The organism is Haladaptatus sp. T7, assembly GCF_026008575.1.
In the GTDB taxonomy this organism is placed as follows: Archaea; Halobacteriota; Halobacteria; order Halobacteriales; family Haladaptataceae; genus Haladaptatus; species Haladaptatus paucihalophilus.
The window spans coordinates 793,540-820,244 of record NZ_BROP01000001.1 but is presented as its reverse complement, the minus strand read 5'-3'; the positions used below and the strand labels follow the sequence as shown (position 1 = coordinate 820,244).

Annotated in this window: 29 protein-coding genes and 1 tRNA gene; 16 read left to right on the top strand and 14 right to left on the bottom strand. The window is 63.0% G+C overall.

The genetic code is table 11. From position 1 onward, the window contains the following. Positions 1 to 2 precede the first annotated feature (2 nt). The 5 genes from nadC to OPC11_RS04495 all read right to left on the bottom strand — a co-directional run bounded on the left by nadC (position 3) and on the right by OPC11_RS04495 (position 5,382). The gene (gene nadC / locus OPC11_RS04515; protein WP_264781131.1) at positions 3 to 809 is read right to left on the bottom strand and encodes a carboxylating nicotinate-nucleotide diphosphorylase; all 807 of its coding nucleotides are present in this window, start codon (positions 807 to 809) and stop codon (positions 3 to 5) included. After that, entirely contained in the window at positions 799 to 2,334 is a 1,536-nt protein-coding gene (locus tag OPC11_RS04510) for an FAD-dependent oxidoreductase (protein ID WP_264781130.1), read from the bottom strand. Before OPC11_RS04510 ends, nadC begins: the two co-directional genes overlap by 11 nt. Next, positions 2,331 to 3,455, bottom strand: coding sequence for a quinolinate synthase NadA (nadA, locus tag OPC11_RS04505; RefSeq protein WP_264781129.1), 1,125 nt, complete (start codon positions 3,453 to 3,455; stop codon positions 2,331 to 2,333). The genes OPC11_RS04510 and nadA overlap by 4 nt, the downstream gene beginning before the upstream one ends. Positions 3,456 to 3,615: 160 nt before the next feature. Beyond that, positions 3,616 to 3,801 (bottom strand): hypothetical protein, encoded by a 186-nt coding sequence (locus tag OPC11_RS04500; protein ID WP_007983737.1) that lies wholly within the window; start codon positions 3,799 to 3,801, stop codon positions 3,616 to 3,618. Positions 3,802 to 3,825: 24 nt separating this feature from the next. Then, positions 3,826 to 5,382 carry an amidohydrolase gene (locus OPC11_RS04495; protein WP_264781128.1) on the bottom strand — a complete coding sequence of 519 codons (1,557 nt, stop codon included), beginning with the start codon at positions 5,380 to 5,382 and terminating at the stop codon, positions 3,826 to 3,828. A gap of 113 nt (positions 5,383 to 5,495) precedes the next feature. On the opposite strand from OPC11_RS04495, the gene OPC11_RS04490 reads away from it, so the two are divergent. Continuing rightward, a complete protein-coding gene (locus OPC11_RS04490; protein ID WP_264781127.1) occupies positions 5,496 to 5,720 on the top strand; it encodes a hypothetical protein in 225 nt (74 codons plus the stop codon). Between the two features lie 52 nt (positions 5,721 to 5,772). Here the strand turns inward: OPC11_RS04490 and pyrF are convergent, their stop codons facing one another. Continuing rightward, the gene (gene pyrF / locus OPC11_RS04485) at positions 5,773 to 6,570 is read right to left on the bottom strand and encodes an orotidine-5'-phosphate decarboxylase (protein ID WP_264781126.1); all 798 of its coding nucleotides are present in this window, start codon (positions 6,568 to 6,570) and stop codon (positions 5,773 to 5,775) included. Positions 6,571 to 6,641: 71 nt separating this feature from the next. Here pyrF and OPC11_RS04480 point away from each other — a divergent pair, with 71 nt between their 5' ends. Then, positions 6,642 to 7,316, top strand: coding sequence for an HAD family hydrolase (locus tag OPC11_RS04480; RefSeq protein WP_264781125.1), 675 nt, complete (start codon positions 6,642 to 6,644; stop codon positions 7,314 to 7,316). 16 nt (positions 7,317 to 7,332) lie between these two features. Here the strand turns inward: OPC11_RS04480 and OPC11_RS04475 are convergent, their stop codons facing one another. Then, positions 7,333 to 7,701: a hypothetical protein gene (locus OPC11_RS04475; protein WP_069449281.1), complete on the bottom strand. Its 369-nt coding sequence runs from the start codon at positions 7,699 to 7,701 to the stop codon at positions 7,333 to 7,335. 24 nt (positions 7,702 to 7,725) lie between these two features. Beyond that, entirely contained in the window at positions 7,726 to 8,172 is a 447-nt protein-coding gene (locus OPC11_RS04470) for a DUF2240 family protein (protein ID WP_007983725.1), read from the bottom strand. 91 nt (positions 8,173 to 8,263) lie between these two features. Between OPC11_RS04470 and OPC11_RS04465 the strand changes: the two genes are divergently transcribed. Continuing rightward, complete coding sequence (locus OPC11_RS04465; RefSeq protein WP_007983723.1) at positions 8,264 to 8,641, top strand: 30S ribosomal protein S8e; 378 nt, start codon at positions 8,264 to 8,266, stop codon at positions 8,639 to 8,641. Positions 8,642 to 8,770: 129 nt separating this feature from the next. Here OPC11_RS04465 and OPC11_RS04460 read toward each other — a convergent pair whose 3' ends face one another. Then, a complete protein-coding gene (locus OPC11_RS04460; protein ID WP_007983721.1) occupies positions 8,771 to 9,766 on the bottom strand; it encodes a phosphate uptake regulator PhoU in 996 nt (331 codons plus the stop codon). Between the two features lie 322 nt (positions 9,767 to 10,088). Here OPC11_RS04460 and OPC11_RS04455 point away from each other — a divergent pair, with 322 nt between their 5' ends. The 5 genes from OPC11_RS04455 to phoU are packed head-to-tail and all read left to right on the top strand — an operon-like array spanning position 10,089 to position 15,413. Further along, a complete protein-coding gene (locus OPC11_RS04455) occupies positions 10,089 to 11,201 on the top strand; it encodes a substrate-binding domain-containing protein (RefSeq protein ID WP_264781124.1) in 1,113 nt (370 codons plus the stop codon). Between the two features lie 14 nt (positions 11,202 to 11,215). Further along, a complete protein-coding gene (gene pstC / locus OPC11_RS04450) occupies positions 11,216 to 12,280 on the top strand; it encodes a phosphate ABC transporter permease subunit PstC (RefSeq protein ID WP_007983717.1) in 1,065 nt (354 codons plus the stop codon). Continuing rightward, entirely contained in the window at positions 12,277 to 13,824 is a 1,548-nt protein-coding gene (gene pstA / locus OPC11_RS04445; protein WP_264781123.1) for a phosphate ABC transporter permease PstA, read from the top strand. The genes pstC and pstA overlap by 4 nt, the downstream gene beginning before the upstream one ends. After that, on the top strand, positions 13,821 to 14,729 hold the full coding sequence (pstB, locus tag OPC11_RS04440; RefSeq protein WP_007983714.1) for a phosphate ABC transporter ATP-binding protein PstB: 909 nt from the start codon (positions 13,821 to 13,823) through the stop codon (positions 14,727 to 14,729). The genes pstA and pstB overlap by 4 nt, the downstream gene beginning before the upstream one ends. Before the next feature lie 6 nt (positions 14,730 to 14,735). After that, complete coding sequence (gene phoU, locus OPC11_RS04435; protein ID WP_007983712.1) at positions 14,736 to 15,413, top strand: phosphate signaling complex protein PhoU; 678 nt, start codon at positions 14,736 to 14,738, stop codon at positions 15,411 to 15,413. 276 nt (positions 15,414 to 15,689) lie between these two features. On the opposite strand, the gene OPC11_RS04430 is transcribed toward phoU, so the two are convergent. After that, complete coding sequence (locus OPC11_RS04430) at positions 15,690 to 16,142, bottom strand: hypothetical protein (RefSeq protein WP_264781122.1); 453 nt, start codon at positions 16,140 to 16,142, stop codon at positions 15,690 to 15,692. Positions 16,143 to 16,408: 266 nt separating this feature from the next. Then, positions 16,409 to 18,631, bottom strand: coding sequence for a CDC48 family AAA ATPase (locus tag OPC11_RS04425; protein ID WP_007983710.1), 2,223 nt, complete (start codon positions 18,629 to 18,631; stop codon positions 16,409 to 16,411). A gap of 199 nt (positions 18,632 to 18,830) precedes the next feature. Here OPC11_RS04425 and larC point away from each other — a divergent pair, with 199 nt between their 5' ends. Together larC and OPC11_RS04415 are read left to right on the top strand one after the other, a co-directional pair. Beyond that, complete coding sequence (larC, locus tag OPC11_RS04420) at positions 18,831 to 20,279, top strand: nickel pincer cofactor biosynthesis protein LarC (protein WP_264781121.1); 1,449 nt, start codon at positions 18,831 to 18,833, stop codon at positions 20,277 to 20,279. A 25-nt stretch (positions 20,280 to 20,304) separates the two neighbouring features. Beyond that, positions 20,305 to 20,529, top strand: coding sequence for a hypothetical protein (locus OPC11_RS04415; RefSeq protein ID WP_232423749.1), 225 nt, complete (start codon positions 20,305 to 20,307; stop codon positions 20,527 to 20,529). Positions 20,530 to 20,538: 9 nt separating this feature from the next. On the opposite strand, the gene OPC11_RS04410 is transcribed toward OPC11_RS04415, so the two are convergent. Then, on the bottom strand, positions 20,539 to 21,267 hold the full coding sequence (locus OPC11_RS04410; RefSeq protein WP_264781120.1) for a hypothetical protein: 729 nt from the start codon (positions 21,265 to 21,267) through the stop codon (positions 20,539 to 20,541). 88 nt (positions 21,268 to 21,355) lie between these two features. Between OPC11_RS04410 and radB the strand changes: the two genes are divergently transcribed. Further along, positions 21,356 to 22,054 (top strand): DNA repair and recombination protein RadB, encoded by a 699-nt coding sequence (gene radB / locus OPC11_RS04405; protein WP_007983701.1) that lies wholly within the window; start codon positions 21,356 to 21,358, stop codon positions 22,052 to 22,054. Between the two features lie 98 nt (positions 22,055 to 22,152). On the opposite strand, the gene OPC11_RS04400 is transcribed toward radB, so the two are convergent. Then, a complete protein-coding gene (locus OPC11_RS04400) occupies positions 22,153 to 23,295 on the bottom strand; it encodes a CBS domain-containing protein (protein WP_007983699.1) in 1,143 nt (380 codons plus the stop codon). Positions 23,296 to 23,390: 95 nt separating this feature from the next. On the opposite strand from OPC11_RS04400, the gene OPC11_RS04395 reads away from it, so the two are divergent. From OPC11_RS04395 to OPC11_RS04375, 5 genes are all read left to right on the top strand, one after another. Next, positions 23,391 to 23,693: a lycopene cyclase domain-containing protein gene (locus tag OPC11_RS04395; RefSeq protein WP_007983697.1), complete on the top strand. Its 303-nt coding sequence runs from the start codon at positions 23,391 to 23,393 to the stop codon at positions 23,691 to 23,693. 174 nt (positions 23,694 to 23,867) lie between these two features. Further along, on the top strand, positions 23,868 to 24,536 hold the full coding sequence (locus OPC11_RS04390) for a hypothetical protein (protein ID WP_007983696.1): 669 nt from the start codon (positions 23,868 to 23,870) through the stop codon (positions 24,534 to 24,536). A gap of 228 nt (positions 24,537 to 24,764) precedes the next feature. After that, positions 24,765 to 24,905, top strand: a complete 141-nt coding sequence (locus tag OPC11_RS04385) for a hypothetical protein (protein ID WP_264781119.1) — start codon at positions 24,765 to 24,767, stop codon at positions 24,903 to 24,905. A gap of 1 nt (position 24,906) precedes the next feature. Then, positions 24,907 to 25,089 (top strand): hypothetical protein, encoded by a 183-nt coding sequence (locus OPC11_RS04380; RefSeq protein WP_007983691.1) that lies wholly within the window; start codon positions 24,907 to 24,909, stop codon positions 25,087 to 25,089. Between the two features lie 527 nt (positions 25,090 to 25,616). Further along, complete coding sequence (locus tag OPC11_RS04375) at positions 25,617 to 26,093, top strand: hypothetical protein (protein WP_007983689.1); 477 nt, start codon at positions 25,617 to 25,619, stop codon at positions 26,091 to 26,093. 529 nt (positions 26,094 to 26,622) lie between these two features. Here the strand turns inward: OPC11_RS04375 and OPC11_RS04370 are convergent. After that, a tRNA-Val gene (locus OPC11_RS04370) sits at positions 26,623 to 26,696 on the bottom strand. Positions 26,697 to 26,705: the final 9 nt, after the last annotated feature.

The following is a 26,705-nucleotide window of genomic DNA, read 5'->3' as shown; positions in this document are numbered from 1 at the left end:
TCTCAGCCGGTGCGGAACGAGAAATCCACCGACGGCGCGCTGTGGGTCAGCGCGCCGATGGAAATCACGTCCACGCCGGTCCCGGCGTAGTCGGGTACGTCCTCGATACCGATGCCGCCGCTCGCCTCCGCGAGGACGCCATTCGGGAGCAGTTCGACGCCGCGCTCCACGTCCGCCGCCGGGAGGTTGTCGAACATCACGATATCCGCCCCCGCCTCGGCCGCCCGGCGGCCGTCGGCGGGGCGCTCCACTTCTACCTCGATTTTCGTGGCGAACGACGCCGACTCGCGGAAGTGTGCTATCGCGTCGTCGAGTCCCATCTCCTCGATGTGGTTGTCCTTGACCATGACCATCCCCGAGAGCGTGAGCCGGTGGGTGTCGCCTCCACCGGCCGCGATGGCCCGTTTCTCGATGCCGCGAAGGCCGGGCGTCGTCTTTCGCGTCCCCGCAATCGCCACGTCGTCGCTGACGGTTCGGGCGGCGGCCACCGCGTTCGCCGTCTTCGTTGCGACGCCCGACGCGTGGCCGACGAGGTTGACCGCGACTCGCTCCCCGCGGAGGACGTCCGTCGCCGGACCGTGAACCTCGAACATCGTGTCGCCCGCCTCGACGCGGGTCCCGCTCTCGACCGCCTGTTGGGAGTCGCAACCGAGGTAGTCGAATACGGCCAGCGCGGCGTCCAGTCCGGCGACGACGCCGGACTCCCGCGCGACGAGTCGCCCGACCGTCTCGCCGGGGACGTGGTTGGTCACGTCGCGGTGGCCCACGTCCTCGCGGAGCCACCGTTCCACGTCGCCGTCAGTCAGCATGGACCTCCTCCACGTGGTGACAGCCGACTGATTCGGCGTCCAGCGCGTCCCGTGCGACCAGCAGGGCGACGACGGTCGCGTTCCTGAGTTCGTAGAGGTCGCGCGCGGTTCGGGTTCTGGCGTAGGCGTCGACCTCGCCCTTCAGTCGCCTGAGCACCGCCGTCGCCCGCCGAAGGTCGTCCGGTGTTCGGGTGAGGCCGACGCACTCGTCCATCACCGCCCGCAGTCGGGCGAACTTGTCGCGGGCGAATCCGTCCGGAAGCGCCGGGTCGCTGTTCAACAGATCCGGCGCTTCGACGGGTTCGGGCTTCGCTCCGCCGGTCGCCGCCGTCTCCCCGGCGCGGAGTCCCCACACCAACCCTTCGAGCAGGCTGGTCGAGGCGAGTCGGTTCGCGCCGTGGACGCCGGTTCGTGCGCACTCGCCGACCGCGAACAGGCGGTCGAGGCTCGTCCGTCCGCGGTCGTCCACGTCGATACCGCCACAGAGGAAGTGCTCGCTCGGCGCGACCGGAATCGAATCGCGCGGAACGCCGCGCTCGTCGCACTTCTCGGCGAGGTCCGGGAACGTCCCGGCGAAGTCGAGCGGCGTCGTATCGAGGACGACCTCGCCGGTTCGCTCGCGTTCGCGCTGGACCGCGCGGGCCACCACGTCCCGCGGCGCCAACTCGGCGTCGGGATGCACGTCCGTCATGAACCGCTCGCCGTCGGCATTCCGGAGGACCGCGCCCTCGCCGCGAACCGCCTCGCTGACGAGGAAGGAGTCGTCTCGCGGCGTCGCCGCTCGGTTCGTGGAACGTGGTTCCACGCGTCCCGAATACGCGGTCGGATGAAACTGCACGTAGGCCATGTCGGCCGTCTTTGCCCCGGCGAGCGCGGCCATGGCGATGCCGTCACCCGTCGCCGACGCCGGATTCGTCGAGTGGCAGTACAGCGCCCCTACGCCGCCGGTTGCGAGTACCGTCGCCCCCGCGAAGACGGGACGGCGGTCGCCCTCGCGTTCGAGCATCGCACCGTGAACCCGTCCCTCGCGGGTCACGAGCGACAGCGCGGCGGTGCCATCGTGAATCGTCACGCGCGGGTGGTCGTCCAGATGGGACAGGAACGGCCCGAGAACGTGCTGGCCCGTGCTGGCATCGACGTGGAGGATTCGCTCCTCGGAGTGAGCGGCCTCCCGTCCGTAGTCGTATTCTTCGCCGTCCGTGTCGAAGGAAACGTCGAGCGTGTCGATGAGCACGTCCGTCACCGCGTCGTTCGCGTTCTCGACCAGCACGTCCACCGCGTCCGGGTCGGCCGTGTTTGCGCTCGCCGTCAGCACGTCCGCGCGGAGCGATTCCGGGTCGTCGCGGGTCACGGCGATGCCGCCCTGCGCCCAGTGCGTCGAGGCGTTTTCGGGGCGGGTCGCCTTGGTGGCGACGAGCACGTCCGCGCCCGCACGCGCCGCGGCGAGCGCGGCGCTACAGCCCGCGATGCCGCTGCCGACGACCAGTACGTCCGTCGTTTCGGCGTCGTTTTTCGTCCCGCTCATAGGTCCAACATCCTGTCGAGCGCCAGCATTGCGAGGTCCTTTTCCTCCGGTGCGACCTCGATGACGTTTCGTTCCCGTCCGCTGACCAACTCCTCCAGCACCCACGTCAGGTAGTTCGGGTCGATTTGGCGCATCGCGTTGCAGTCCATGCACGCGTCGCCACAGAGGGGGAGCACGTTCACCTCCGGATGCCAGCGCTCGAGGTGCTCGACGAGGTGAATCTCCGTCCCGACGGCCCACGTCTCGCCGGGGTCGGCCTCGGCGATGGACTCGCAAATCGTCGCCGTGCTGCCAACGACGTCGGCCGCCTCCACGACTTCGCGGCGACATTCGGGGTGGACGACCACATTCGCGTCCGGATGCCCCTCGCGGACGCGCTCGACGTGTCCCACGTCGAAGCGCTCGTGAACCTGACAGTAGCCGTCCCAGAGGACGATTTTCGCGTCCGCCACGGACTCCGAATCCTGTTCCTCGGGGTCCCACGGATTCCACAGCACCGTCTCGTCCTCCAATCCGAGTCGGTGAGCGGTGTTCTCGCCGAGGTGTTTGTCGGGCAGAAAGAGAACCTTGTCGCCCCGTTCCAGCGCCCACTCGAAGACGCGGTGGGCGTTCGAGGAGGTACAGACCGCTCCGCCCTGCTCGGCGCAAAACGCCTTCAGGTCGGCGTAGGAGTTCATGTACGTTATCGGAACGATGTCGTCGTCGGGCGCGGCCGCCTCGATACGCTCCCACGCGGCGTCCACCTGCAGCGCCTCCGCCATCCCGGCCATCGGGCAGGACGCCTCCATCGACGGGAGGATGACCGTCTGGTCGTCGTCCGTGATGATGTCCGCCGACTCGGCCATGAACGTGACGCCACCGAAGACGACGTATTTCGCGTCGGCCTCCGCCGCTTGGACACTCAACTGATAGGAGTCGCCGACGAAATCCGCGTGTTCGACGATTTCCCGCCGCTGGTAGTTGTGACCGAGGACGACCACGTCGTCGCCCAGTTCGTCGAGCGCCCGCTCGATGCGCTCCGTTCGCTCTTCTTCACTCAGTCCTCGATATTCGGAGGAAAGTTGCTCTAAATTGTCGTACTTGAACAGACTGAGTTCCGTTTCGAGGTTTGCTGTCTCCATTTTTGGCACGTTGTTCCACCTGTGGTTGCACTAGCCCACAACAGCAGGTATTGAAAATATTTTCTCTTCAAAGGTGACTATCTGATTTCGGTAGCGACTGGTGGGCCATTTCGTCGGCTAATCACTCGAAAATACCACTCGAAAATGAGTTCTGCGTTCCCTATCTGCGGTCGCGCGTGTCGCGGCGCGCGGCGCGTTCGGCGCTCGACCAATCCCGATGTTCGGATTCCTCGCCGTCGCTTTCCGTGTCGATGAGCCACCACAGGAGGAGCGGACCGCCGATTGCGAGGACGAAAAACAGCGGGAATACGACGGCGATTCCGGCGTCGAGGAGGGGCTGGAACATGACAGAAATCGGTGTCGAACCGGCTTAATCGTTCCGTCCGTCGAAGACGACGGTACCGTCCACCACCGTCATCGCCACGTCGATGTTCTCGATGTCGTCCTCGTGTTCCCACGGCGAGCGGTCGAGGACGGTGAAATCCGCCCGCTTACCCGTCTCGACGGTTCCGAGGTCGTCCTCGTCGAACCCGGCGTAGGCCGCCCCGAGCGTGTACGCGCGGAGCGCCTCCGTCACGGACAGGCGCTGTTCCTCGACGGGCGCGTTGACGGTCTGGTGAATCCCGAGGAGCGGGTCGAGGGGCATGCAGTCGCTCCCGAACGCGAGGTGGGCACCGGCGTCGAGCAGGGTGCGGTAGCGGTTGGTCTGCCGTCGTCGCTCCTCGCCGAGTCGGGCGTCGTACAGGCCGTCCGGTTGCGCCCACTTCAGGAAGTTCGGTTGGACGGACGCGATGACGCCCGACTCCGCGAACCGCTCTATCTGTTCGTCCGTCACGAGTTCGACGTGTTCGACGCGGTGGCGCTTTTCGCCCGCATCCCCCGTTTTCTCGAAGGCGTCCAACACGGCTTCGATGGCTTCGTCGCCGATGGCGTGGGCCGTTACCTGAAAGCCCGCGCCGTCAGCCCGCTCCACGATGTCGTCCAGTTCTTCCGGGGAAACGACCCACTGGCCCGTCACGTCGCCGTCGGTGTCCGCGGCGTCGTCCGCGTCGGCGTACGGTTCCGAGAGCTTCGCCGTCCGGCCGCCGAAACTGCCGTCGGTGAAGGACTTTATCGCGCCCGTCGTCACCAGCGAACTGCCGTGGTTCGTCACGAGGCCGATCTCGTCCGCGGCCTCGATGTGGTCGCTCCAGTAGTTGATTCGGACCCGCAAGGAGAGGTCGCCGTCCCGTTCGAGGCGGCGGTACACCTTCGGCGCGCGCGACTGGCGAACCATGTCGTGGACCCCGGTGACGCCCTTCTCGTGGGCGTCCCGCTGTGCCGCGAGCAGGAGTTCTCGCGTCGTCTCGGCGTCGGGTTCGATGGCTTCGTACACCGCGTTGACCGCATCCTCCACGATGACACCGGTCGGGTCGCCGTCCTCCGTTTCGACGTCTTCGTCCGGCATCTCGTCGCCGAGTCGGTCGAGGGCGACGCCGTTGACGGAGGCGACGTGGAGGTCCTCGCGGAACGCGACCACGGGGCGGGTTTCGCTCACCGCATCGAGGTCCTCGCGGGTGAGGTAGCGCGATTCGTCCCACATGCTCTCGTCGAACCCGTAGCCGAGTATCCACTCGCGGTCGCCCTCCAACTCGGCCAGCAGGTCCACGCAATCGCCCGGCGAGTCGGCCGCCGAGAGGTCGGCGTTGACGATGTAGCTCCCGACCGTCTGCATGTGCGTGTGGGCGTCGATGAATCCCGGCAGGAGGACGCGACCGCCGAGGTCGATGACCTCGGTTTCGATGCCTTCGAGGAACGCGACTTCGTAGGCGGAATCCACGCGAACGATTTTCCCGTCGCGGACGGCGACCGCTTCGGCGGTCGCGTCGCCGTCCGACAGGGTGTGTACCTCGGCGTTCGTGAGAATCACATCCGCTGGCGCTGTCATGCTTTCGTGGTCTGCTCCGACGCCGATAACTGTTCGGGGTCCGGTAGAACGGGACAGGCGACGGGTCCGCTTCCGCCCGCAGACTGATGTGCGTCGCCCCCGTCGCACTACCCATGAGCGTGACCGGCCTGTGTCAAATCTGCGAGGCGGCCGAGGCGACGCACGACTGTGACCGCTGCGGTGCCCTCGTCTGTGACGAACACTGGAACCGGCAGAGCGGCTTCTGCGTCGAATGCGCGGCGGAACTCGGCGTCGGCGAGGGCGGGAGCACGCCGAACGGGCAAGGAGCGGAAGACATCACTCCGCCGGACACCGAGGACGAAACGCACCGATTCTGACGACGCGATTCGCGGTAATCCGTATCGCGGTTACCGATAATCCGTATCGCGGTTACCGGTACTGATTCAGCCGTTTCTTCAGTCGCTTCGCGGCCTGTCCCGACGCCTCGGCGAACTGCTCTCCGGCGTCCTCGCCCGCGAAGATGATGCCGCGCGAGGAGTTCACCAGTCCCGCGCCGTCCGCGAGGGCGTAGGTCGCCGCCGCTTCGACGTCACCGCCCTGCGCGCCGATGCCGGGGACGAGGAACGGGAGGTCCGGGACGCGCTCGCGGAGTTCTTCGAGTTCGTCCGGCGTCGTCGCGCCGACGACGAGGCCGACGTTGCCGTTACCGTTCCACAGGTCGGCGAGCGAGGCAACCCACTCGTAGAGGGTCTCGCCGGACGCGAGTTCGAGGTTCTGCATGTCCGACCCGCCGGGATTTGAAGTCCGACAGAGGATGAAGACGCCCTTGTCTTCCCGCGAGAGGAACGGGTCGAGCGAGTCACGGCCCATGTAAGGGTTGACCGTGATGGCGTCCGCCGAATCGAGGAGTTTCGCGTACTGTCGCGCCGTGTTGCCGATGTCGGCGCGCTTCGCGTCGAGCAGGACGGGAACGTCTTTTCCGTGCGCGTACGCGATGGTCTCCTCCAGCGCCGCCCACCCGTCCGCGTCCTCGTAGAACGCGACGTTGGGTTTGTACACCGCCGCGTGTTCGTGTGTCGCGTCGATGATACGACGGTTGAACGCCCAGCGGGGCAGGTCGTACTCGTGCAGATGGTCCGGAATTCGGTCGATGTCGGCGTCGAGTCCGACGGAGACGATGCTGTCCGTCGCCGCGATGCGGTCCGCGAGGCGGTCGAAGAAGTTCATATTCGGAGATTTTCGCCGGGGTTCATGGAGCTATCGAACTGGTAAAGGTACTCCGCTCCTATGTATCCCCCATGTGCGTGACCGCCGTGGGGTTCGACCTCGATGCCACCCTCGCCGTGACCGATAGACCGCGGGCGAAACTGCTCGCGGACGCGACGACGGCGGTGGACGCGCCGTCGCTGTCCCGTCAGGCGTATCTCGACGCCCACAGTCGCCACCTCGCCAGCGAGACGCGCGAACCCATCTTCGCCGACTTGCTCGCGGACGGGTGCGGCACCGACGCCGACGAACTCGCCGCCGCCTATCGACGGGCGATATTGGACGCGCTGTCGCCGCTCGATGGCGTCCCGGACCTGCTCTCGTCCCTCCGTCGGGAGTATCGCGTCGGCTTGCTTACGAACGGCCCGGTCGTCGCCCAGCGCGGCAAACTCGCCCGACTGGGGTGGGAAGACAACTTCGACGTCACGGTCGTCACCGGCGAACTGGAGGCGGGAAAGCCGACCCGTCACGCGTTCGACGCGTTCTGTGAGAAACTCGGGGACCCACCCGCCGACACCGTGTACGTCGGCGACGACCCGAAAATGGACGTTCGGGGGGCGAACGACGCCGGGATGAAGACGATACAAGTGCTGTTTCCCGACGGGCCGGACCCGGAGCCGTCGGCGGACGCGTACGTCGAGCGCGACGAACTCGTTACCGCGCTTCCGGACGTGATTGCATCGCTCGAAGCGCGAGACGACGGATAAGAAAACACGGAGACGACTATAGCGATTCGATCACGGCGTCCACGGCGCGTTTGACCTCCGCGCCGCTCTCGACGAAGACGAGGACGCGGGGCGGACGGACCGCCTTCGGTCGGACGCGGATGCCCGACTCGGCCGCTTTCCGCTCGACGGCCTCGATTTCGTCGGTCAGTTCGATGCGAACCCTGTCCGGGTGGACGAACACTTTTGCGGCGGGTTCGCCGTTCCGTTCGAGTTCGTAGGCCAGTGCGCCGTCCTCGCTCGGTTCGACGTCCGGGTCCGCGTTCACGACGGCGACCGAATCGAGCGGCGGGTCCTCGCGGCCGTCGAATTCGGAGGAGAGCAGTTGTGCGATGCGCACCCCGTCGGTAATCCTATCCTCGACCATACTCGGCGTTGGCGGGGCGGCGGTTTACGCTTTGAGGTCCGCGAGCGCTTCCCGCGCTTCGTCGCTCACGTCGATACCCTTCCGTCGCGCGTAGACGACGGCGGCGGCCTCGACCGAAACGGCGACCTCCGCTTGGAGCTCGTTGATTTCGGCGACCGCGGTCTGTTTCGTCGTTCCGTGGGAGACGACCTTATCCAGCACTTTCTCGAACGTCGATTGCTCCTGGAGTAGGCTCTCGTCGGGAACGAAATCGTCGGGAATCTCGACGCTCGCCGGGTCGAACTCGGTGATCAGTTCGTCGTCCTCGTGGGACAGCAGTCCCTGCCCGCTGGCGACATCGACGAGACGCTTCGCTTGGTCGGGGGAGAACCAGTCTCGGTCGAGCGACAGCGACACCACGAACTCGCTTTCACGCATCCGTTCGCGGCCCTTCTGCTGAAACGGCGCGGCGACGGCGATCCGCAAACTCATCGTCCGGCGAAACTGGACACGGCGGCCTAAATCTGCCGATGTGGGATTGCGAACCGAGTCATTGAAGTATTTCGTAGGCTACTTTCCCGATATGAAAGACCAAGGACGCTCCACGCGAAAGCGAACGGGTGGACGACTGAAGCCCCTCGACAAGAAAAAGAAACACCAACTCGGCCGTGAACCCACCGAAACGCAGGTCGGAGAACCGCGCTACCGCACCACGGACGCCCGTGGCCGCAACTCGAAGATTCGCGCGCTCACGACCGACGTCGCCAACGTGACCACCGACGGCGAGACGGTCAGCGCGACGATTCAGGACGTGCTCGAAAACGGCGCGAACCCGAACTACGCCCGCCGAAACATCATCACGAAGGGCGCCATCATCGTCACGGACGAGGGCAAGGCTCGCGTGACCTCGCGTCCCGGCCAGACCGGTCAGGTCAACGCAGTTCTCCTCGACGACGAATAATCGGCGTCGATTTCTTTCGATTCGCGAACCGCCGAGCGGCGGCACTGCTCTACATGTTTCGCCCGGAAACGTCCGCGGTCAGAACCAGTCTCGGCTCGGGTTCAGCGAGAGTTCGATTTTTCTCCACCCTCAGGGTCGCGGTGCGGCCTTCTGCAATGCCGTCTCGGCGATGTTGCCGCCGTAGTCGGCACACCGGGACAGCGAGTCCACGACGAGGCCGAGCAGTTGGGCCTGCTGTGGGTCCTGTTTTCGCAGAAGTTTGTCTATCGCGCGCGCGTGCTCGTCGATGTCGAGGATGGACTCGCGCGCCTCGTTCGCCAATTCGGTGGCTTTCTCGCTGTCGTCCATGAGCAGCGCGTCCATCGCCTTGTCGATGACCGCGGTCGAATCCTCGTGAAGCGCCTCGTAGCTCTCGATGACGTCCTCATCGACCTCGGGCAACTGGAGCGTGAGCTGGCCGATTTTGGCGGCGTGGTCGGCGATGCGTTCGAGCTGGCGGGCGCTCGAATGGTAGTCGAAACACACCTCGCGGGACATACCGAGTTCCTCGGTCGCCTTCGCCGTGCGGAGCGTCGCGCGGAAGATGCGCGAGACGACGAACCAGAGTCGGTCGACGTCCTCGTCGCGCTCGATGACGTCGCGCGCGATGTCGTCGTCGTTCTCCGCGATGGCGGTGATGGCGTCGTCCAACATCGAGAGGGCGATGAGACGCATGCGCGTGACCGCGTTGTGAATCGACAGTTCCGAGGAGTCGAGCAGGTCCTGAATGACGACCTTGTTCCCGGTCTCTTCGAGGACTTCGAGACCGACGAGGCTCTGGGTCGCCGCGCTGATGGTGCGGCGCTGTTCGGTCGTGATGCGGCTCGCCTCCAACGTGATGATATCGAACCCGCTCACGTACATCGTGAACACCGCGCGTCTGAGTTCCTCGTCCTTCAGGTTCGTGATGTCGATGGACCCCTCCAGCTGTCCGCGGTCGTTTTTCGGCGTGAGCAACAGCGAGTCGGACTCGGGATAGAACTCCACGACGCTTCCGGCCTCAACGCCGTTATCCGTCGCCCACGACTTCGGAAGCGAAACGGTGTACGTCGAACCGCCCGTCACCTGAACTTTGCGCGTCTCCATACCGACAGGTTGGTTCGGCCGAGACTATAAATCCAACTATCTCTATATACTCGTTCGGAACAGAGATTATTTCCGTACATAATATGGTATTCCATCGAACCGTTTCTCTCAAGATATGTTTTCAACATCTTGGAGCGGCAAAATTATAGAATACATACGTAGTACAAACGGCGAGCTCTCATCGAAACTGCTGAATTCGCCGGAATAGGGCATCTAAGACGGTCGTGTGAGAATCATATGCATCCGTAGAATAGTAGCAAACGTAGAGATATATAGAAATAATAGCAACGTATTATTACGTTCTGTTCATGGATTGCAGTGTATGTCAGGTAAGTCGTCAAGCGGCGTTTCGCGGCGGAAATTCCTCGTGGCAGCGGGAACTTCGAGTGCACTCGCGCTCGCTGGATGTACAGACAACGGATCGAGCGGGGAAACCACCGACGGCGACGGTGGGAACAACGATGACACCGGCAACAACGGCGGAAACGACTCGTCCGGGGCCCTCACGGCGGGAGGTTCCTCGACGGTGTACCCCATCACGAACAAGGCGGCGTCCGTCTGGGGCTACAACCCACCGGCGGACGACAAGGAGTACTGGCCGCAGGAGAAGTACGGCATCAGTACCGACAAGAACCTCGCCGACTACTGGGCGGGCAAATACGGCTTCGAGGCGGGCAAAGACGGTCAGCCCCCGTTCAACGTCAGCATCGGCCTGAGCCACTCCGGTGTGGGTCTGACGAAGCTCCAGAAGGGACAGGTCGACATCGGTGACGCCAGCGCGCCGGTCGACGCCGAACTCGACGCGAGCAAGTCCGAACTCGAGAAGTTCAAGAACCACGTCGTCGGCGTGGACGCCCAGCCCATCGTCGTCAGCAAGTATCTCTACGAGAACGGCGTCAAGAAACTGAAAGCCGACACCGTTCGCAAAATCTACACGGGCAAGATCAAGAACTGGAGCGAAGTCGACGGCTACACCGGTAAGGACATGGAAGTTCAGGCCATCGGCCGCTCCGTCGGTTCGGGGACGGACACGTCGTTCCGCGCGAACATGCTCGGCAGCGGCGACGCCAAGATGCCCGGCGTCGATATCCGTAAAGGCGAGAACCAGGAGGTCGCAAAGGCGGTCGGCAACGCCAACAACGCCATCGCGTACATGGCGCTCGCGTTCGTCTCGAAGGACGTTCCCGCCATCGCGCTCAACTTCGACGGAACGACCTACGAACCCGGCAAGAACCTCTCCGACAAGGGATACCCGCTCTCGCGTGACCTTCACTGCTACACGTACGAGGGGACCTCGAAGAAGGAAGCCGCGTTCCTCCGAATGATCCTCACCGAATTCGGTCAGGGTCAGTTCGTCGACCCGGCCGGGTATGCGACGCTCTCGGACAGCCGACGCAAAGAGGAACTTTCAAAACTCCCTGAGACGACCAACTAACCACTCGATAATTTATGGTTGATGCACCCAGTTTCTCGGCGGTTCGACGCTCGGTCGATGAACTTGAGACACCGGCCCAAATCGCGGCCGCCGTGGGTGCGCTATCGCTCGTTGCCGCGTTTACCGCGTTCATCGCGGCACCGACGTACGTGGCCTTCCCGCTCGCGGCGTTCATCGCCGTCGTCGTGTACGGATGGGTCACGTATCAGGCGGAAACGGCCCGGGCGCTGTCGCTGCTGACGACTGTTTCGACGGTCATCATCCTGGGCCTCATCACCGCCTATCTGTTCATCCAATCCGTTCCGGTCGTCCGGAAGATGGGACTCTCCATCGTTACCGACACCGTCTGGCGGACGTCCACGAACCGGTACGGACTCCTGACGATGATGTGGGGGACGCTCGTGACGACCATCATAGCGACGCTCGTCTCCGCACCGCTCGGTATCGCGGGCGCAATCTTCATCAGCGAACTCGCGTCCGACATGGTTCGGGAAGTGACGAAACCGGCTATCGAACTGCTCGCCGGTATCCCGTCCATCGTGTACGGATTCATCGGCTTCATGGTCCTCAACCCGTACCTGTCGAACGAACTCCTGTTGCCGACCAGCGGAAGCCTGTTCTTGGTCGGAGTCATGATCGGATTCATGGCGCTCCCGACGGTCGTGTCCGTCGCGGAGGACTCGTTGACCGCCGTCCCCAACTCGATGAAGAGCGGGTCGGTCGGCCTCGGCGCGACTGACTGGCAAACGACGAAGAGCGTCACGCTTCCGGCCGCCATATCGGGAATTTCGGCGGCCGTCATCCTCGGCGTCGGTCGTGCCGTCGGCGAGACGATGGCCGCAACCGTCATTCTCGGGAACGTGACTCGACTTCCCGACCCGCTGTACGACGTGTTCGGGAACACCATTACGCTCACGTCCGCCATCGCCAGCCAATCCGGGGTGGCAATCGGGCGACCGACCCAACTCAGCGCGCTGTTCGCCGCCGGTGTCGTGTTGTTCGTCATCGTCCTGACGCTCAGTATCGTGTCGCAGGCCATCGAACGCCGCATGGCGCGGAAACTGGGAGGTGAACAATGAGCGAAGCGTACTCACAGGACAGTGAAATCGTCACCGAGACCGGTGTTCTCGGGCAACTCGCAACCGTACCGTTCGTGCTCGCACTCGGCATGATTCTGCTGGGAGGGGCGCTCCTCTTCCAGTGGGTGTCATTGACCACGACGGTGGCGGGAGTCAGCGTGGCGACCGTCTTCGGCGGTCTTCACGTCGTCATCGCGTTGTCGTTGTTCGCCCTCGGCGCTCTCTCGTGGCAAGGGTCGGTCGATACGACGCCGAGTCCGAGCGTCAGTAGCGTCGTCGCGTTCATCGATGGCTCGATTGCGGCCGTCATCTCCGGTCTGGTCGTTTCCCAGACGTTCGGACTGGGATGGTTCGCGTGGATTCCCGCCGCACTCGTCGCCGGTGTCGCCGTCTTCGTCGGAACCCTGCTTCTCCGCGAGGACATCGGCGTCACGGTTCCGGTCGGTATCTTCGAACTCGTCTTCGGCCTCGTCGTGTTGACCGGCGTCATCGGCTCGGGATGGTCGTGGACGCCCGAGGGCTTCTCGGCGACGTTTCCGGGATTCATCGCCATCGCAATACTCGGCCTGTTCGGCGGGCTGTTGACCGCGTGGTCTTCGGCAGCCGCCTACCGCGGCTTCGGTGCCCGCGGCCGCGAGTTCGGCGCGTACGTGCTCATCAGCATCAACACCGCCATTCTCCTGTTCATCCTCGCGCGAATCATCCTGTTCATCGTCCAGAAGGGACTCGACCCGATGCTGAAAGGGGCCACCCTATGGCCGCCGGCGATTCCGTTCATCACGAACGGAAATGGGTTGCAGTACGACATCAACGGCATCTTCCCCGCCGTCGTCGGGACCATCTGGCTCGTCATCGGTGCGATTTGCTTCGCCGTCCCGCTTGGAGTCGGTGCGGCGGTGTACCTGACCGAGTACGCGGAACAGGGCCGATTCACGTCGATAGTCGAAATCGCAACGAACGGTCTGTGGAGCACGCCGAGCATCATCTTCGGCCTGTTCGGGTACGCGTTCCTCGTCCCTCGACTCGGAAATACACCGTCGCTGCTGGCTGGGCAGGTCGTTTTGGGCGCGATGCTCCTCCCGCTGGTGCTCATCACCAGCCGGGAGTCGCTGCAGAACGTCCCCGACGAGTACCGGGATGCGAGCGCCGCGCTCGGGGTGAACCAGTGGGAAACCATCAAGAGCGTCGTCCTTCCGGCGGCGGTACCGGGCGTCCTCACGGGGGTCATCCTCGGTGTCGGTCGAATTGCCGGGGAGACGGCACCCATCTTGCTTATCCTCGTGCAGGACCCGTTCCCGTCGGAAGCGCCGAAGGTTCTATCGTCGTTCACGCTGCAGGCGACGCCACCGTTCGTCGTCAACGACGCGCTGTTGCAACCCGCGAGCGCGCTTCCGTATCAACTGTTTGCAGTCATCACGGCGGGTGTCTCCGCGCCCGAATCGGTCGGATGGGCGACGGCACTCGTCCTGCTCATCGTGGTGATGTCGTTCTACGTGGTTGGCATTGCGATGCGCATCTACTTCAGGAGGAAACTTCAACAATGAGCGAGACAATCAAGGAGATGGATTCAGAGCAGAACAGTTCCGGGTCGCAAACGACCAAGGGCGAAACCGAGGAGCGGATTCGCGCCGATTGGGTCGAGTACGACTTCGACGGACAGCCAGCGTTGTCGGTGGAAGACTTGGACGTCTACTACGGCGACGAGCAGGCGATTCAGTCCGTTTCGATGGACATCCCCGAAAAGAGCGTGACCGCCCTCATCGGGCCGTCCGGGTGCGGTAAATCCACGTTCCTCCGGTGTCTCAACCGGATGAACGACCGCATCAAGGCCGCCCGAGTCGACGGAAACATCGAGTTCCACGGGCAGAACATCTACGACGACGACGTGAACCTCGTCGAACTCCGCAAGCGAATCGGGATGGTGTTCCAGCAACCGAACCCGTTCCCGAAGTCCATCCGGGACAACATCGCCTACGGGCCGCGAAAGCACGGCGAACTCGACACCGGCCTGCTCGCCCGATTGCTCGGGCGCGACGACAGCGAGGAGGAAGAAGAACTCGTCGAGCGCTGTCTGAAACAGGCCGCGATTTGGGACGAGGTGAACGACCGCCTCGACGACAACGCGCTCGGTCTCTCCGGCGGTCAACAACAGCGCCTCTGTATCGCCCGCTGTCTGTCGGTCGAACCGGAAGTCATCCTGATGGACGAACCGGCGAGCGCGCTCGACCCCATCGCCACCTCGAAGATCGAGGACTTGATTCAGGACCTCGCCGAGGAGTACACCGTCGTCATCGTCACCCACAGCATGCAGCAGGCGGCCCGCATCTCCGACCAGACCGCGGTGTTCCTCACGGGTGGCGAACTCGTCGAGTACGACAACACGGACAAAATCTTCGAGAACCCCGAGAGTCAACGCGTCGAAGATTACATTACGGGGAAGTTCGGATAACAATCTATGCCACGAGAAGACTATCAGACGCAACTCGAAGACCTTCGAGAGAACGTCCTCTACATGAGCGAGGTCGTGATGGAACGCCTCCGGCTCGGTCTCAACGCCCTGGAGCAGAAGGACCGCGAACTCGCTCACGAAGTCATCGAGGGCGACGACGAGGTGAACGAACTCTACCTCTCGCTCGAAAAGGACTGTATCGACCTGTTCGCGCTCCAGCAACCGGTCGCAACCGACCTCCGAATGATCGCGGCGTCGTTCAAGATCATCACCGACCTCGAACGCATCGCCGACCTCGCCGTCAACCTCGGCGAGTACACGCTCGAAGCGGACCACGACGTGTTCCCCGAGGTCGATATTCAGGAGCTGGGCACCCTCACGCTCGACATGCTCGAAGTCACGATGGACGCCTACGCCGAGGAGAATTCCGAGGACTGCTACGCCGTCGCCGACCGCGACGAGGACCTGGACAACCTCTGTGAGCGCGCCAGCGCCCTCGTCGTCCGCGACCTCATCGAGACCGAACTCGAAGAGAACACGGAAGCGGAAATCGAGCGACTGCTGCAGGACGTTTCGCGCCTCCTCCTCACCATCCGCGACCTCGAACGCATCGGCGACCACGCCGTCAACATCGCCGCCCGCACGTTCTACATGGTCGAGAACGACGACGAGCTCATATACTAGCACCTTTTTCTGCGGTCGAGAAACGAAGCCAGCGCGGTTCGGAACCGCGCTGGCTTCGTCCGTCTCCCTGGAAAAATCTGCACCAAAACCTCGGTGCTCCCTCGACTCACGGCTCACTTACGTTCGCCGTTCGTTTCGGAGGCGCTTCGCGCCTCCCGGTCCGCTCCGAGTCCGCTCACTCGGCTCACGGCTTCGCCGTTCGCCTCGTTCGCGGTGAGAATTTTAGCGACCGGCGGCTGTGTCCCTGCCGATTGTTACTTTTGATGCAGCATTCGCTCACTCGCCACAGGAATCCGTCTCGTTCGATGGCATGTCCAATACTCCACCGTGACGAATACGGATGATCACGGAAAAACAGTCTCCCGTCCGATTCTTCGCCGGAAACCGATGTTCGTACCAGTCGGACTGGTCATCGACTCGTGCCGCGACGGTGTATTCACCCGCCGTGGACATCAACTCCTCCTGTATCACCGGTGCCGGATTTTCGCGGGTTCCGAACTCCGACCCTTTGTCAAGGGAATAGCTCGCGGTATGAACCCGCTCACCGTCCCGAGAAATCCGAACGTGAACAGTGTGTGAGGGTTCATCGAGATTGAGCAGTATCAGTTCCGCGAGGCGCGCCGTTTCGGGTCGAGCGAGCGCCGAACAACCGCTCAACCCACCGACTACACCGCCCGCGGAGAGGACACCAAATCGTCGGAGGAGGGGCCGTCGGGAGGGAGATTTCATATCCTGTGTCTGTATCGGTCGAGTAAATCTTTTCTCTATAGTGGTTCCGAGAACAGATGAGAAAACGAAATTTCCACGAGAATCAGCAGGATGGTCAACCGCTAGGGCACCAGTTCGTCACCGGAAAATCTCCGATTTTCCGGGCCGACGACTGAATGGAGCGTAGCGAAGTGAAGGAGGAGTGCTTTTGATGAACCTTTTACAGGGAGACTGCCAGCGGGCGGGCGATTCGCCCGCCCGCTGGCTTTCGACCGTCGTAAAAGGTTCTATTGGAAACCGATGCGGCCGCCGGTCTGGCGCTGTGGGCCGGACGAACCGCCCTTGAACTCCTGTTCCATGTCGGCGTAGTAGTCGAGGAGGTCCTCCGTGACGGTGGCGCGGACGCTCTCCATCGCGGCGCGGAAGTGTCGCATCTCGACTTCCTCCGCGTCGTCGTCCTCGCGAAGGGCCTCGATTGCGGCCTCGCGGGCGATGGACTCCAAGTCGCTGCCGACGTAGCCGTCGGTCATCTCCGCGAGTTCGCGGAGGCTCACGTCGGGCGCGAGCGGGCTGTCCTCGGTGTGGATCTTGAGGATCTGTTCGCGGCCCTCCTCGTCGGGTTGGCCGATCATGACGAGGCGGTCGAAGCGACCGGAGCGGATGAGCGCCGGGTCGATCATGTCCGGGCGGTTGGTCGCGCCGATGACCATCACGTCGCCCTTGTCCTCCAACCCGTCGAGTTCGGTGAGGAGTTGGTTGACGACGCGCTCCGAGACGTTGCTCCCGACTTCCTGTCCCCGACCGGGGGCGAGGCTGTCGAGTTCGTCGAAGAAGATGACCGTCGGGCTGACCTGCCGCGCCTTGCGGAACGTCTGCCGGATGGCCTTCTCCGACTCGCCGACCCACTTCGACAGCAGTTGCGGGCCGCGCACGCTGATGAAGTTGGCGTTCGTCTCGTTGGCGACCGCCTTCGCCATGAGCGTCTTCCCGGTTCCGGGCGGCCCGTAGAGCAGGACGCCGGACGGCGGTTCGATGCCCATGCGCTCGAACTTCTCGGGCGAGGAGAGCGGCCATTCGACGCTCTCTTTGACTTGACTCTTGGCGTCTTCGAGGCCGCCCACGTCGTCCCACGACACCTTCGGGAGTTCGACCAGCACCTCGCGCATCGCCGAGGGTTCGACCTCGTTCAGCGCGCCGCGGAAGTCCTCGCGCTTGACGATCATCCGGTCGATGAGCGACGGCGGGATGGACTCCTCGTCGAGGTCGATCTCCGGCAGGTAGCGCCGGAGCGCCTTCATCGCGGCTTCCTTCGTCAGGCTCTCGATGTCGGCTCCGACGAAGCCGTGCGTGTCGTTCGACAGGCCGGGGAGGTTCACGTCGTCCGAGAGCGGCATCCCGCGCGTGTGTATCTGCAGGATTTCCGTGCGGCCTTCCTCGTCCGGCACGCCGATTTCGATTTCGCGGTCGAAGCGGCCGGGGCGGCGGAGCGCCGGGTCCACCGAATCGACGCGGTTCGTCGCGGCGATGACGATGACCTGTCCGCGCGCTTCGAGGCCGTCCATCATCGTCAACAACTGGGCGACGACGCGGCGTTCGACTTCGCCGGTCACGTCCTCGCGTTTCGGCGCGATGGAGTCGAGTTCGTCGATGAAGATGATGGAGGGAGACTCCTCGGCGGCGTCCTCGAAGATTTCACGGAGTTGCTGTTCGGATTCCCCGTAGTATTTCGAGATGATTTCCGGACCAGCGATGGAGAAGAAACTCGCGCTGGTTTCGTTGGCGACCGCTTTCGCCAACAGCGTCTTCCCGGTCCCCGGCGGGCCGTGCAGGAGAACACCCTGTGGCGGCTCGATGCCGAGCTTCTGGAATATCTGCGGGTGCTTCATCGGGAGTTCGACCATCTCCCGCACGCGTTGGATTTCGTTCTGGAGGCCGCCGATGTCCTCGTAGGTGATGCCGCCGCCGGTCTTCTCGAAGCCGGAAATCGGCTCTTCGCGCAACTCGACTTCCGTGTCCTCGGTAATGAGACAGACGCCCTGCGGGTCGGTTTCGACCGCGATGAGCGGGATAGCCTGTCCCGGCGACCGCATGAACGGGTGGTTCGTGCTCGACATGACGGGCACGATGTCGCGCTCGACGACCGGCCGCTTCAGGATCTGTCGCTTGACCATTCCGGCGGCGTCGCTGCCGAACTGGACGCTCGCTTCTTCCGGCGGTGCGAGGACCAGTTTGTCGGCCTTGTCGGCCTCCGCTTTGCGGATTTCGACGCGTTCGCCGATACCGACGTCGGCGTTCTGGCGGGTGAACCCGTCGATACGTACCGTATCGGTGTTCCAGTCCTGCCGGTCGGCACGCCAGACTTTCGCGGCGGTCGTATCGCCTCCTTCTATCTCGATTATATCTCCGGGGCTCAGCTTCAGATGCAAGAGCGTGTCCGGGTCGAGACGGGCGATGCCGCGTCCCGAATCGTTCGGATACGCCTTCGCCACCTCCAGTTGCACTTCGTTCATGATTGTTCAGTCACGGGGGATAGTTGTGGATGATAGTTCGCGGGGCATAAGTCCTGTGCTACCGGGAGGTTTAGCCACGTCGCCGATAGCGATGGATGGTGCCCGCGTGCGATGACCGTCAATACGTGGGGGCAGTACAAAGGGATAGTGGTGGCGACACGACCGCAGGGGTTTTCGCGTCTCGGAACAGGAACGACGTATGAGAACGCTTGCGTTCGACGGCCGAATGGGGGCCAGCGGCGATATGATTCTCGGAGCGCTGCTCGACGCGGGAGCGAATCGGGACGCGCTGGAACCGGTCGAAGACGCCCTTGACGTGGAGTACGAGGTCGAAACCGTCGTCAAAAACGGGATTTCAGCGACGAGCGTCGCCGTTCTTCTGACCGACGGTGGGGACGAATCGGAAGACGGGGACGACAACGCACGCGACGACGGTCACGACCAGCACCACGGAAACGGGGAGATACACGACCACGGCGACCACCATCACGGGGACGACGGAAACCACGAACACGACCACGATGACGACGACGGCCATCACGGCCACGATGAGCACACGCACCAGCACGACCACACTCATCACCACGCACACCAGCACGACCACGACCATCACCACAACCACCAGCATGCCGAGGGTTCCGGTCCGGCCCGGACCTACCGTGAGGTCATCGACGTGCTCGAATCCATGGGTCTCGACGGCTCTATCGAACGCGACGCCAAAGCCGTCTTTCGAATTCTCGGCGAGGCGGAGGCGAGCGTCCACGACACCGACCTCGATTCGACCCACTTCCACGAGGTCGGGACCGACGACGCGATCGCGGATATCGTCGGCGCGTCCCTGCTGTTCGCCGACCTCGACGCCGACCGAATCGTGACGACGCCCCTGGCGACCGGCGGCGGCGAAGTCGGCATGAGCCACGGAACGTTCCCGATACCCGCACCGGCGGTCGTGGAAATCGCGGCGGGTGCGGACTGGTCGCTGTCCGGCGGCCCCGTCGAAGCGGAACTGCTCACGCCGACCGGTGCCGCGATTTTGGCCCACTTCGCCGATGGCGTCGAAACGCTTCCGACGCTGAACGTCGACGGCTCGGGATACGGCGCTGGCGGCCACGATTTCCCCGACCATCCGAACGTGTTGCGCGTCCTCGCCGGTGAGTCGAGCGGTGGTCTCGTGCGCGACGACATCACCGTCCTCGAAACCAATCTGGACGACGCCCCGCCGGAGGTGCTTGGCGGGCTTCAAGAAATCCTCGCGGACGCAGGCGCACGCGATGTCTCGATTCTCCCCGCGACGATGAAGAAGGCCCGACCGGGGCACGTCGTGAAGGTCGTCGTCAAACCCGAGGACGCGGAACGGGTCGCCCGGAAACTCGCCGAGGAGACCGGGACGCTGGGCGTCCGCGAGACGGGTGTCCGCCACCGCTGGATTGCCCACCGGGAGTTCGAGACGGCGACGCTGGAAATAGACGGAGCGGAGTTAGACGGAGGGGAATTCGACGTGTCGGTCAAAGTCGCCCGCGACGAGTCCGGGACGGTCTACGACGTGAGCGCGGAGTTCGACGACGCGCTGGCCGTGGCGACGGAAACCGGACTCGCGGTTGGTGAGGTTATGCGGCGGGCGGAAGGGACGATTCACGAAAACCTATAACCGACGATAGGTCCTCGTTCGAAGTATGGCTCGTGTGCGCGTCCAGTGTCCGTACGAGGGATGTGACGGCATGGACGAGTTCGAAACCGACCCCGAAAGCGAGGTCATCGCCCGCGAGAAGGGACACGTCGAGGTCGATAGATTCCAGAAAATCGGCAAGCAACTGCTCTCGGGCACCATCGTGAAGGAAGAACACCTCCAGTGTCCGAAGGACGAGTCGCATCAGTACACGGTTCTGGTCGAGCTATGACCGCCCGGGTCATTCCTCGCGGTGTTTCGCCAGCGCCTCCTCGATGGTCAACTCCCCGGCGGCGACCCGCCGGGCGAGTTCCTCGTCGATTTCGCGGTTGTCGGCCGACCGTTCGCGCGACCGGCGTTTGATGACGCCGAGTTCGCCCGCCGTCGGTTCGATTTCGCGCTCCTCCACGATTTCGCCCTCCAACCGTGCGATGTTGACCGCCGCGAGCACGTCGCCCATGCCGCGGGCGCCGGTGCCGAGGTACGGCGTCGTCCCGGTTTCGTCCACGAGTTCGACCCGCACGTCTTCGAGTTCGCGGATGAGTTGCGACCCCTGAAGTCGCGCGCCGTCGCCGATTCGAACCACGGGGTCGATGGCGTCCTTCGCCTCCTCCCGAACCACGTCCGCGGCGTCAGCGATGGGGACGTGGAACGACGCGACCACCATGTCGCCCGAGAGCACGGCGATGCCGGGTCGCGTTCCGGGGTCGATGCCGATGACGGTGCGGCCGTTCTCGCCGCGGAGCAGCCCCAACGCTTCCTCGACCGCTTTTCGGGGACGGTTCGGGTCGGCGACGACCACGGGTAGGTCGATGGCGATGTCGTCGCCCGCACCGCGAATGACGATTCGAGCGCCGTCTGGGAGTTCGCCGTCCGGTTCGACCGTCGTGAACCGGACGCCCCTGTCGCGGAGTTCGCCCACCACGTCGTGGTACACTTCGAAGTCCTCGGTCGCAACGACGATTGTCACTACGCTCCCTTCGCTCGGGTGGAATAAAGTCGGCTCGGTCTCCCCGAAAAACCGGAACCTTTTGCGTGAGAAGCGCCAAGCCCGGCATGTGACCGACGCCGAGAAACTGACGACAGGGTGCCCGCCGGTGGACGACTTGCTCGGGGGCGGCTTGGAGCGCGGAACCGTGACACAGGTGTACGGCCCGCCCGCCGCCGGGAAGACGAACGTCGCGCTGGGTGCCACGGTCGAGACCGCACGGGATGGCGGTACCGTGGTGTACATCGACACCGAGGGGCTGTCCATCGACCGCTTCGAACAGATCGCCGCCGCGCGCGCGGACGACGTGGACGAAGTTGCCTCCCGAATCGTCATCAAGGAGGCCCTCGATTTCGGAGAACAGCAGGAGGCAGTCAAGGACGTCTCCGAGTTCGCGGAACGGGCGGACCTCGTTGTCCTCGACAGCGCGACCGGATTTTACCGCCTCGAACGCGGCGACGACCGAGAGGGCGGCGAGGCGCTTCGCGGGGTCGCCCGCCAAGTGACGCACCTGCTTTCGCTCGCGCGCAAACACGACATCGCTGTTCTGCTGACGAATCAGGTGTACACCGACCCGGATTCGGACGGAACGCGGCCGCTCGGAGGGCATACGCTCGAACACTGGACGGGCGTCGTCCTCCGCGTGGACCGCTTCCGCGGCGGCAATCGCCGGGCGACCCTCGAAAAGCACCGGTCGAAACCCGCTGGCGGCCGCACTCAGTTCCGAATCACGGATACGGGACTCGAAGGCGCACAGGAAAGCGTTTGAGACGACGGAATCGACCGAGAGCCGGGACTTGCCGGTGAAACAGAAAAATCGCGGTGAACGACAGCGGGTCGGCGGACCGAACGACGCGAGTCGTGCGGTTACAGTTCGTTGAGTTTTCGGAGCAGTTGGCCTTCGTACTCGCGGTCGCTCTGGACGCCCTTCAGTTCGAGGACGTTGCGCTCCAACACGTCGCGGGCGACGTTGAACGCCTGTTCGGAACCGTAGCCTTCGCCGGTTCCGGCGACCTGTCCGCGGTTGGTGCGGAGGCGGATTTTACACTGGATGAGCGGCGTTCCGCGGAGTTTCTCCTTGTGTTCGTGGAATCGCACGTGCGCGTGGCGCACCTGCATGTCCTGATACTTGTCCGTGATATCCTCGACGCCCTCACGGATGTCCTGTCGGGAGATGGTGTCGAGCAGGTCGATGTTCGTTATCTGGACGTCCATGTGGTCCTCTTCGGTGTAGGTGAGGGCGCGAAGCACGTCGGTCTTCGTGAGGACGCCGCCGACCACGCGGTCGTCGTCCTCGGCCGTGACGACCAGTCCGGCGTAGTCTTTCTCGAACATGCGTTCCACCGCATCCTCCACGGTATCGGTGAGCGAGATGGTTTCGACGGGGTTGTTCATCACGTCGTACACCGGCAGGTCGAGCATCCGGTCGCTGTCGCCCATCCGCTCGCCCGTCGTCGGTTTGTCCATGTTCCGGGTGACGAAATCCACGATGTCGTGAGTCGTGACCATCCCGGTGAGGTAGCCGTTTTCGTTCACGACCGGAAGCCGGGAGATGCTGTGCTCGCGCATGAGATTGATGACGCGTCCGAGCGTCGCGTCCTCCGGAATCGTGACTGGGTTCTCGGTGTAAATCTGCTGAACGGTGAGGGCGTCCAGATTTTCGAGGACGCCTTCGAGGATGATGTCCTCGTCGATGATTCCCCACAGTTGCCCGTCCTCGAAGACGGGTGCGACCTTGGTCCCGCCTTCGACGAGCGCGCGGGCGACGTCACGCACGTCGTCGGTACGGTTCACCTTCGGCGCGGGTTTCGTCAACGTCGCCACCTTCGTCTGGTCCTCGATATGGGATTGGAGGAGTTGTTTCTGGGTGATGACACCGTTGTACGTGCCCGCTTCGGTGACCACGATTCCTTTCGGGTTCTCCTCTTCGAACATCGAGCGGGCTTTGCCCAGTCGCTCTTCCGCTTCGATTTCGAAGTAATCGGTGGTCGCAATGTTAGAGATATCCATCGGCATTTAGAATGACGAGGCCACCCGTCTTGAACTTTGTCGCGGAATAGGCATTTTGACGGGATTTTTTTTGCACTACGCGTCGTAGACCGACCGTGCTCCCTGACATCGGCGCGGTGTTCGGTCCTTACACGTATATTGTCAGCGAACTGGTGTTCGGCTCGTTCGCGCTGTGGTTGCTCGTTCGAGCGGACGCCCTCACGCGCGCCGGGAAAACCATCCTCGTTCTGTATCCGTTGGCCTACGTCTGGGATTGGTACACCCTTACTATCGGCGTGTTCGCCATTCCACTTCGAACGGGCATTGAACTGGTCGGTATCCCCCTCGAAGAGCACATTTTCATGGTCGTCGTCCCCGCACTCGTGCTGGGGATTCACGAGAACCTGCACCGTCGCTGAGAGGTCGCCGAAAAACCGCCAGTAACTGGCGATTACCGCATGAAGGCGGCGAGGTAAAATTCATTTCTCGTCGTTTGTAACCGGTCGTTTACGGCTGGTAAATGGTGAATAACAAAGAACAAACCCGGCAATGTTCGAATCCATGCTGGGTTACGAGCAAGGGGTGGCATAGTAATGAGCACAATCGGTGATTCCTCCGGCACCGGGGACAGCGACACCGGTAACGAAACAAGCGAGGCGGACTCGACGGTTGCGAAACAGGTCTCGGATATCCTCGATTCGAATCGCTCGAACGACGAACGCGCGACGCCGCTCTCCCGCGATATGGTCTTCGACGTATTGAAAAATCAGCGACGACGGTACGCCCTGCACTACCTGAAGCAGGCGGACGAAACCGTCCAGTTGAGCGACCTTGCGGAGCAGGTCGCCGCGTGGGAGAACGAAACCACCGTCGGCGCGATTTCGGCGGCCGAGCGAAAACGAGTCTACACCGCGCTTTACCAATCCCACCTCCCGAAACTCGACGACGCAGGAATCGTGGATTATAACCAAAACAGGGGTATCGTAGAACTCTCCACGGCGGCCGAGCAACTCGACCCGTATCTCGAAACGAACACGCGGGACGACATCTCGTGGTGCAAGCGATACCTCGGCATCGCGGCCATCGGATTCGCACTCCTTACCGCGGCGTGGCTCGAAATCCCGCCCCTCGCGGGAATCGGCGACATCGGACTCGCGCTTCTCGTCGTCGTCGCGTTCACCATCGTCGCCGTAGCGCACACCTACGACGCACGACGCGCGCCGACGACCGGCGAGCAAGCACCGGAAATCGTGGACGACTAGGGGGGTCCGTTTCTCCTTTCTTCTCCGCTCTTCGACGGGCGACGGAAGACCGACGGCGACCGACTATCGAAATCGGAAATCGCGTAACCAGTCCCGACGATTTCTCGAAACTCTCGTTACCGCGCGGTAGACTCTCCGTGAGTGCCGTCGGTATCGTCGAATAGGTTCTGTTTCAACACGCTCATCATTTTCACAAAGTAGATACCGACAGGCGTGAAAAATCCGAGCATGTCGCACCTGATAAAAGACGGCGGGTTCTCAAGTCGTCCGAACCTCCTCGACCCCATCGCCTTCGGAGCCATCGGCGGCGGCCTGATGCGCGAGGTTCACAAGCGCGGCGTCCGAGAGGACGCGCCCGTCGCACGCTGACATGGTGTCCCACGAAAACAAGGTCATCCTGTTCGCCATCCTCGTCGCCCTGCCGGTGACGCTGGGGGCGCTCCGGGTGGTCAACGACTACTGGTTCGACGTCCCCGCGTGGGCCGGTGGGGCCGCCGTGATTCTCGTGGCCGTCATCGTCCCGCAACTGTACCTCGGCTATTCCGAAGGCTAGCCGGTATCAAGATTTCCGCCGCTCGTTCGCGCACCTGTCGATTTTCGATTCATTCAGGACCAATAGAATTAACTCACCGGGACGTGATACGTCGGACGAAGCAACAGGGTTTTGCCAAACGGCCGGAGGTGGAAGCTCCGACCCTGCTTGCTTCGACGGACTCGAAGCATGTTCACAAATGATTCTGCGCAAGAAAAGAGTACCGCTCAGCGACCGCTCCCGAAAACCTGCCCGCGCTGTGCCGAACGGGTTTCGATGATAACGGTCACGGACTCCGAGTACATGCGGGTGTGGCCGTGCGGCCACCGGATTCCGGTGTAGGGCGTTCCGCGAGTCGAGTTTATTTTTGCCGAAATACCCTCGTCACCCGAATTCCTCGTCGTCGGGTGGAGAGCGGAGCAGTCAACGCTCTATTTCTGTTCTCCGCTCACGGACGGCCGTCGAGTTTCGACAGGCTTAACAGCGTTATTGTGTAATGTCCACAATACAGCCCAATACCGAAATGGTCCATTGGGTATCCAACAACCATGCAACGCAGAACGTACCTCTCGAAGCTCGGTGCTGTTGCACTCGCTGGCGGGGCCGCCGCCGTCGCCACCACTCCCGCGTCCGCGCAGGACAGTTACGACATCGAACTCGCGCCGGACACGACGATTTCGTACGCGAAGACGTATCTCGGCGAATCGCTCATCTACGCGGACCTGCCGGATGGTAGCACGTACTACCTGTTCCAGAACTACAGCCAATGCTGTCAGGTCGATGACGTCGTGATGGTCCTCTCCGAGACCGGCGAAGTGCTGTACCTCGAAAGCCTCGACGGCGTGCTCTACACCGAAGACCAGATCGGGCAGATGGCGGACCGCATCGGCGAGATGGCGGACCGCATCGTCTACACCGAGGAACTCATCGTCGAGACGGAGTACCTCATCGTCGACGTCACGAAATACACGCAGGACAGCGTTCTCCAGTTCGTGGACATGCTGAACCCTCTCAACCTGTTCTAACCGGCCGAAATACCGCTGTTCGACTACTTTTTACCCCGGAGCTATCGATTGTTCGGAGTCATAACGCTCGGTCACCGGAGTTGGTGTGAGTGTCGTGTCTCGCCACGGACTCTGGCGCGGCATTGCATCAAATGCACAATACTATTGGCGAAAACACAAAAATTCGACCGCGGCGCACCACGGTCCGATTCGGATTCGTTGCTTCGACAGCAACCGCTGAAAGAGTAGGTCCGTAGGTGATTGAATAGGGTTTGGGCAGATTCGAACCACGCCGAGACGGTCGCCTCGCGTCGCTCGGCGCTGCGTCTCGTCTGATTCAAATCTGCCAAACGAACGAACCCGCGCCTCACGAAGTTGTTCGGCGCAGAATTAGTGGGTTTGGGCAGATTTGAACCTCGCCGAGACGTTCCTGCTCGCTCCACTTCGTTGCGCTCCGCGGGCTTTCGTCTCGCCTGGTTCAAACTGCCAAAGAAGATTTTCCGCGCTACGGCGACTCGCTTCGCTCGCCGGTTGGTAGCGCGGAAAAGTATGGGTTTGGGCAGATTTGAACTGCCGGCCTCCTCCATGTCAAGGAGGTGTCATAACCAACTAGACCACAAACCCAGTCGGCTT

Bases quoted from the DNA above. Each gene is read 5' to 3' on its own strand.
- OPC11_RS04430 (WP_264781122.1), bottom strand. From the start codon at position 16,142: ATGAAATCTCCCTCCCGACGGCCCCTCCTCCGACGATTTGGTGTCCTC.
- OPC11_RS04490 (WP_264781127.1), top strand. From the start codon at position 5,496: ATGAGCGTGACCGGCCTGTGTCAAATCTGCGAGGCGGCCGAGGCGACG.
- OPC11_RS04480 (WP_264781125.1), top strand. From the start codon at position 6,642: ATGTGCGTGACCGCCGTGGGGTTCGACCTCGATGCCACCCTCGCCGTG.
- phoU (WP_007983712.1), top strand. From the start codon at position 14,736: ATGCCACGAGAAGACTATCAGACGCAACTCGAAGACCTTCGAGAGAAC.
- OPC11_RS04465 (WP_007983723.1), top strand. From the start codon at position 8,264: ATGAAAGACCAAGGACGCTCCACGCGAAAGCGAACGGGTGGACGACTG.
- pstA (WP_264781123.1), top strand. From the start codon at position 12,277: ATGAGCGAAGCGTACTCACAGGACAGTGAAATCGTCACCGAGACCGGT.
- nadA (WP_264781129.1), bottom strand. From the start codon at position 3,455: ATGGAGACAGCAAACCTCGAAACGGAACTCAGTCTGTTCAAGTACGAC.
- larC (WP_264781121.1), top strand. From the start codon at position 18,831: ATGAGAACGCTTGCGTTCGACGGCCGAATGGGGGCCAGCGGCGATATG.
- OPC11_RS04475 (WP_069449281.1), bottom strand. From the start codon at position 7,701: ATGGTCGAGGATAGGATTACCGACGGGGTGCGCATCGCACAACTGCTC.
- pstC (WP_007983717.1), top strand. From the start codon at position 11,216: ATGGTTGATGCACCCAGTTTCTCGGCGGTTCGACGCTCGGTCGATGAA.
- OPC11_RS04375 (WP_007983689.1), top strand. From the start codon at position 25,617: ATGCAACGCAGAACGTACCTCTCGAAGCTCGGTGCTGTTGCACTCGCT.
- pstB (WP_007983714.1), top strand. From the start codon at position 13,821: ATGAGCGAGACAATCAAGGAGATGGATTCAGAGCAGAACAGTTCCGGG.
- OPC11_RS04390 (WP_007983696.1), top strand. From the start codon at position 23,868: ATGAGCACAATCGGTGATTCCTCCGGCACCGGGGACAGCGACACCGGT.
- OPC11_RS04415 (WP_232423749.1), top strand. From the start codon at position 20,305: ATGGCTCGTGTGCGCGTCCAGTGTCCGTACGAGGGATGTGACGGCATG.
- OPC11_RS04510 (WP_264781130.1), bottom strand. From the start codon at position 2,334: ATGAGCGGGACGAAAAACGACGCCGAAACGACGGACGTACTGGTCGTC.
- OPC11_RS04500 (WP_007983737.1), bottom strand. From the start codon at position 3,801: ATGTTCCAGCCCCTCCTCGACGCCGGAATCGCCGTCGTATTCCCGCTG.
- OPC11_RS04460 (WP_007983721.1), bottom strand. From the start codon at position 9,766: ATGGAGACGCGCAAAGTTCAGGTGACGGGCGGTTCGACGTACACCGTT.
- OPC11_RS04385 (WP_264781119.1), top strand. From the start codon at position 24,765: ATGTCGCACCTGATAAAAGACGGCGGGTTCTCAAGTCGTCCGAACCTC.
- pyrF (WP_264781126.1), bottom strand. From the start codon at position 6,570: ATGAACTTCTTCGACCGCCTCGCGGACCGCATCGCGGCGACGGACAGC.
- OPC11_RS04495 (WP_264781128.1), bottom strand. From the start codon at position 5,382: ATGACAGCGCCAGCGGATGTGATTCTCACGAACGCCGAGGTACACACC.
- OPC11_RS04400 (WP_007983699.1), bottom strand. From the start codon at position 23,295: ATGGATATCTCTAACATTGCGACCACCGATTACTTCGAAATCGAAGCG.
- OPC11_RS04425 (WP_007983710.1), bottom strand. From the start codon at position 18,631: ATGAACGAAGTGCAACTGGAGGTGGCGAAGGCGTATCCGAACGATTCG.
- nadC (WP_264781131.1), bottom strand. From the start codon at position 809: ATGCTGACTGACGGCGACGTGGAACGGTGGCTCCGCGAGGACGTGGGC.
- OPC11_RS04455 (WP_264781124.1), top strand. From the start codon at position 10,089: ATGTCAGGTAAGTCGTCAAGCGGCGTTTCGCGGCGGAAATTCCTCGTG.
- OPC11_RS04470 (WP_007983725.1), bottom strand. From the start codon at position 8,172: ATGAGTTTGCGGATCGCCGTCGCCGCGCCGTTTCAGCAGAAGGGCCGC.
- OPC11_RS04380 (WP_007983691.1), top strand. From the start codon at position 24,907: ATGGTGTCCCACGAAAACAAGGTCATCCTGTTCGCCATCCTCGTCGCC.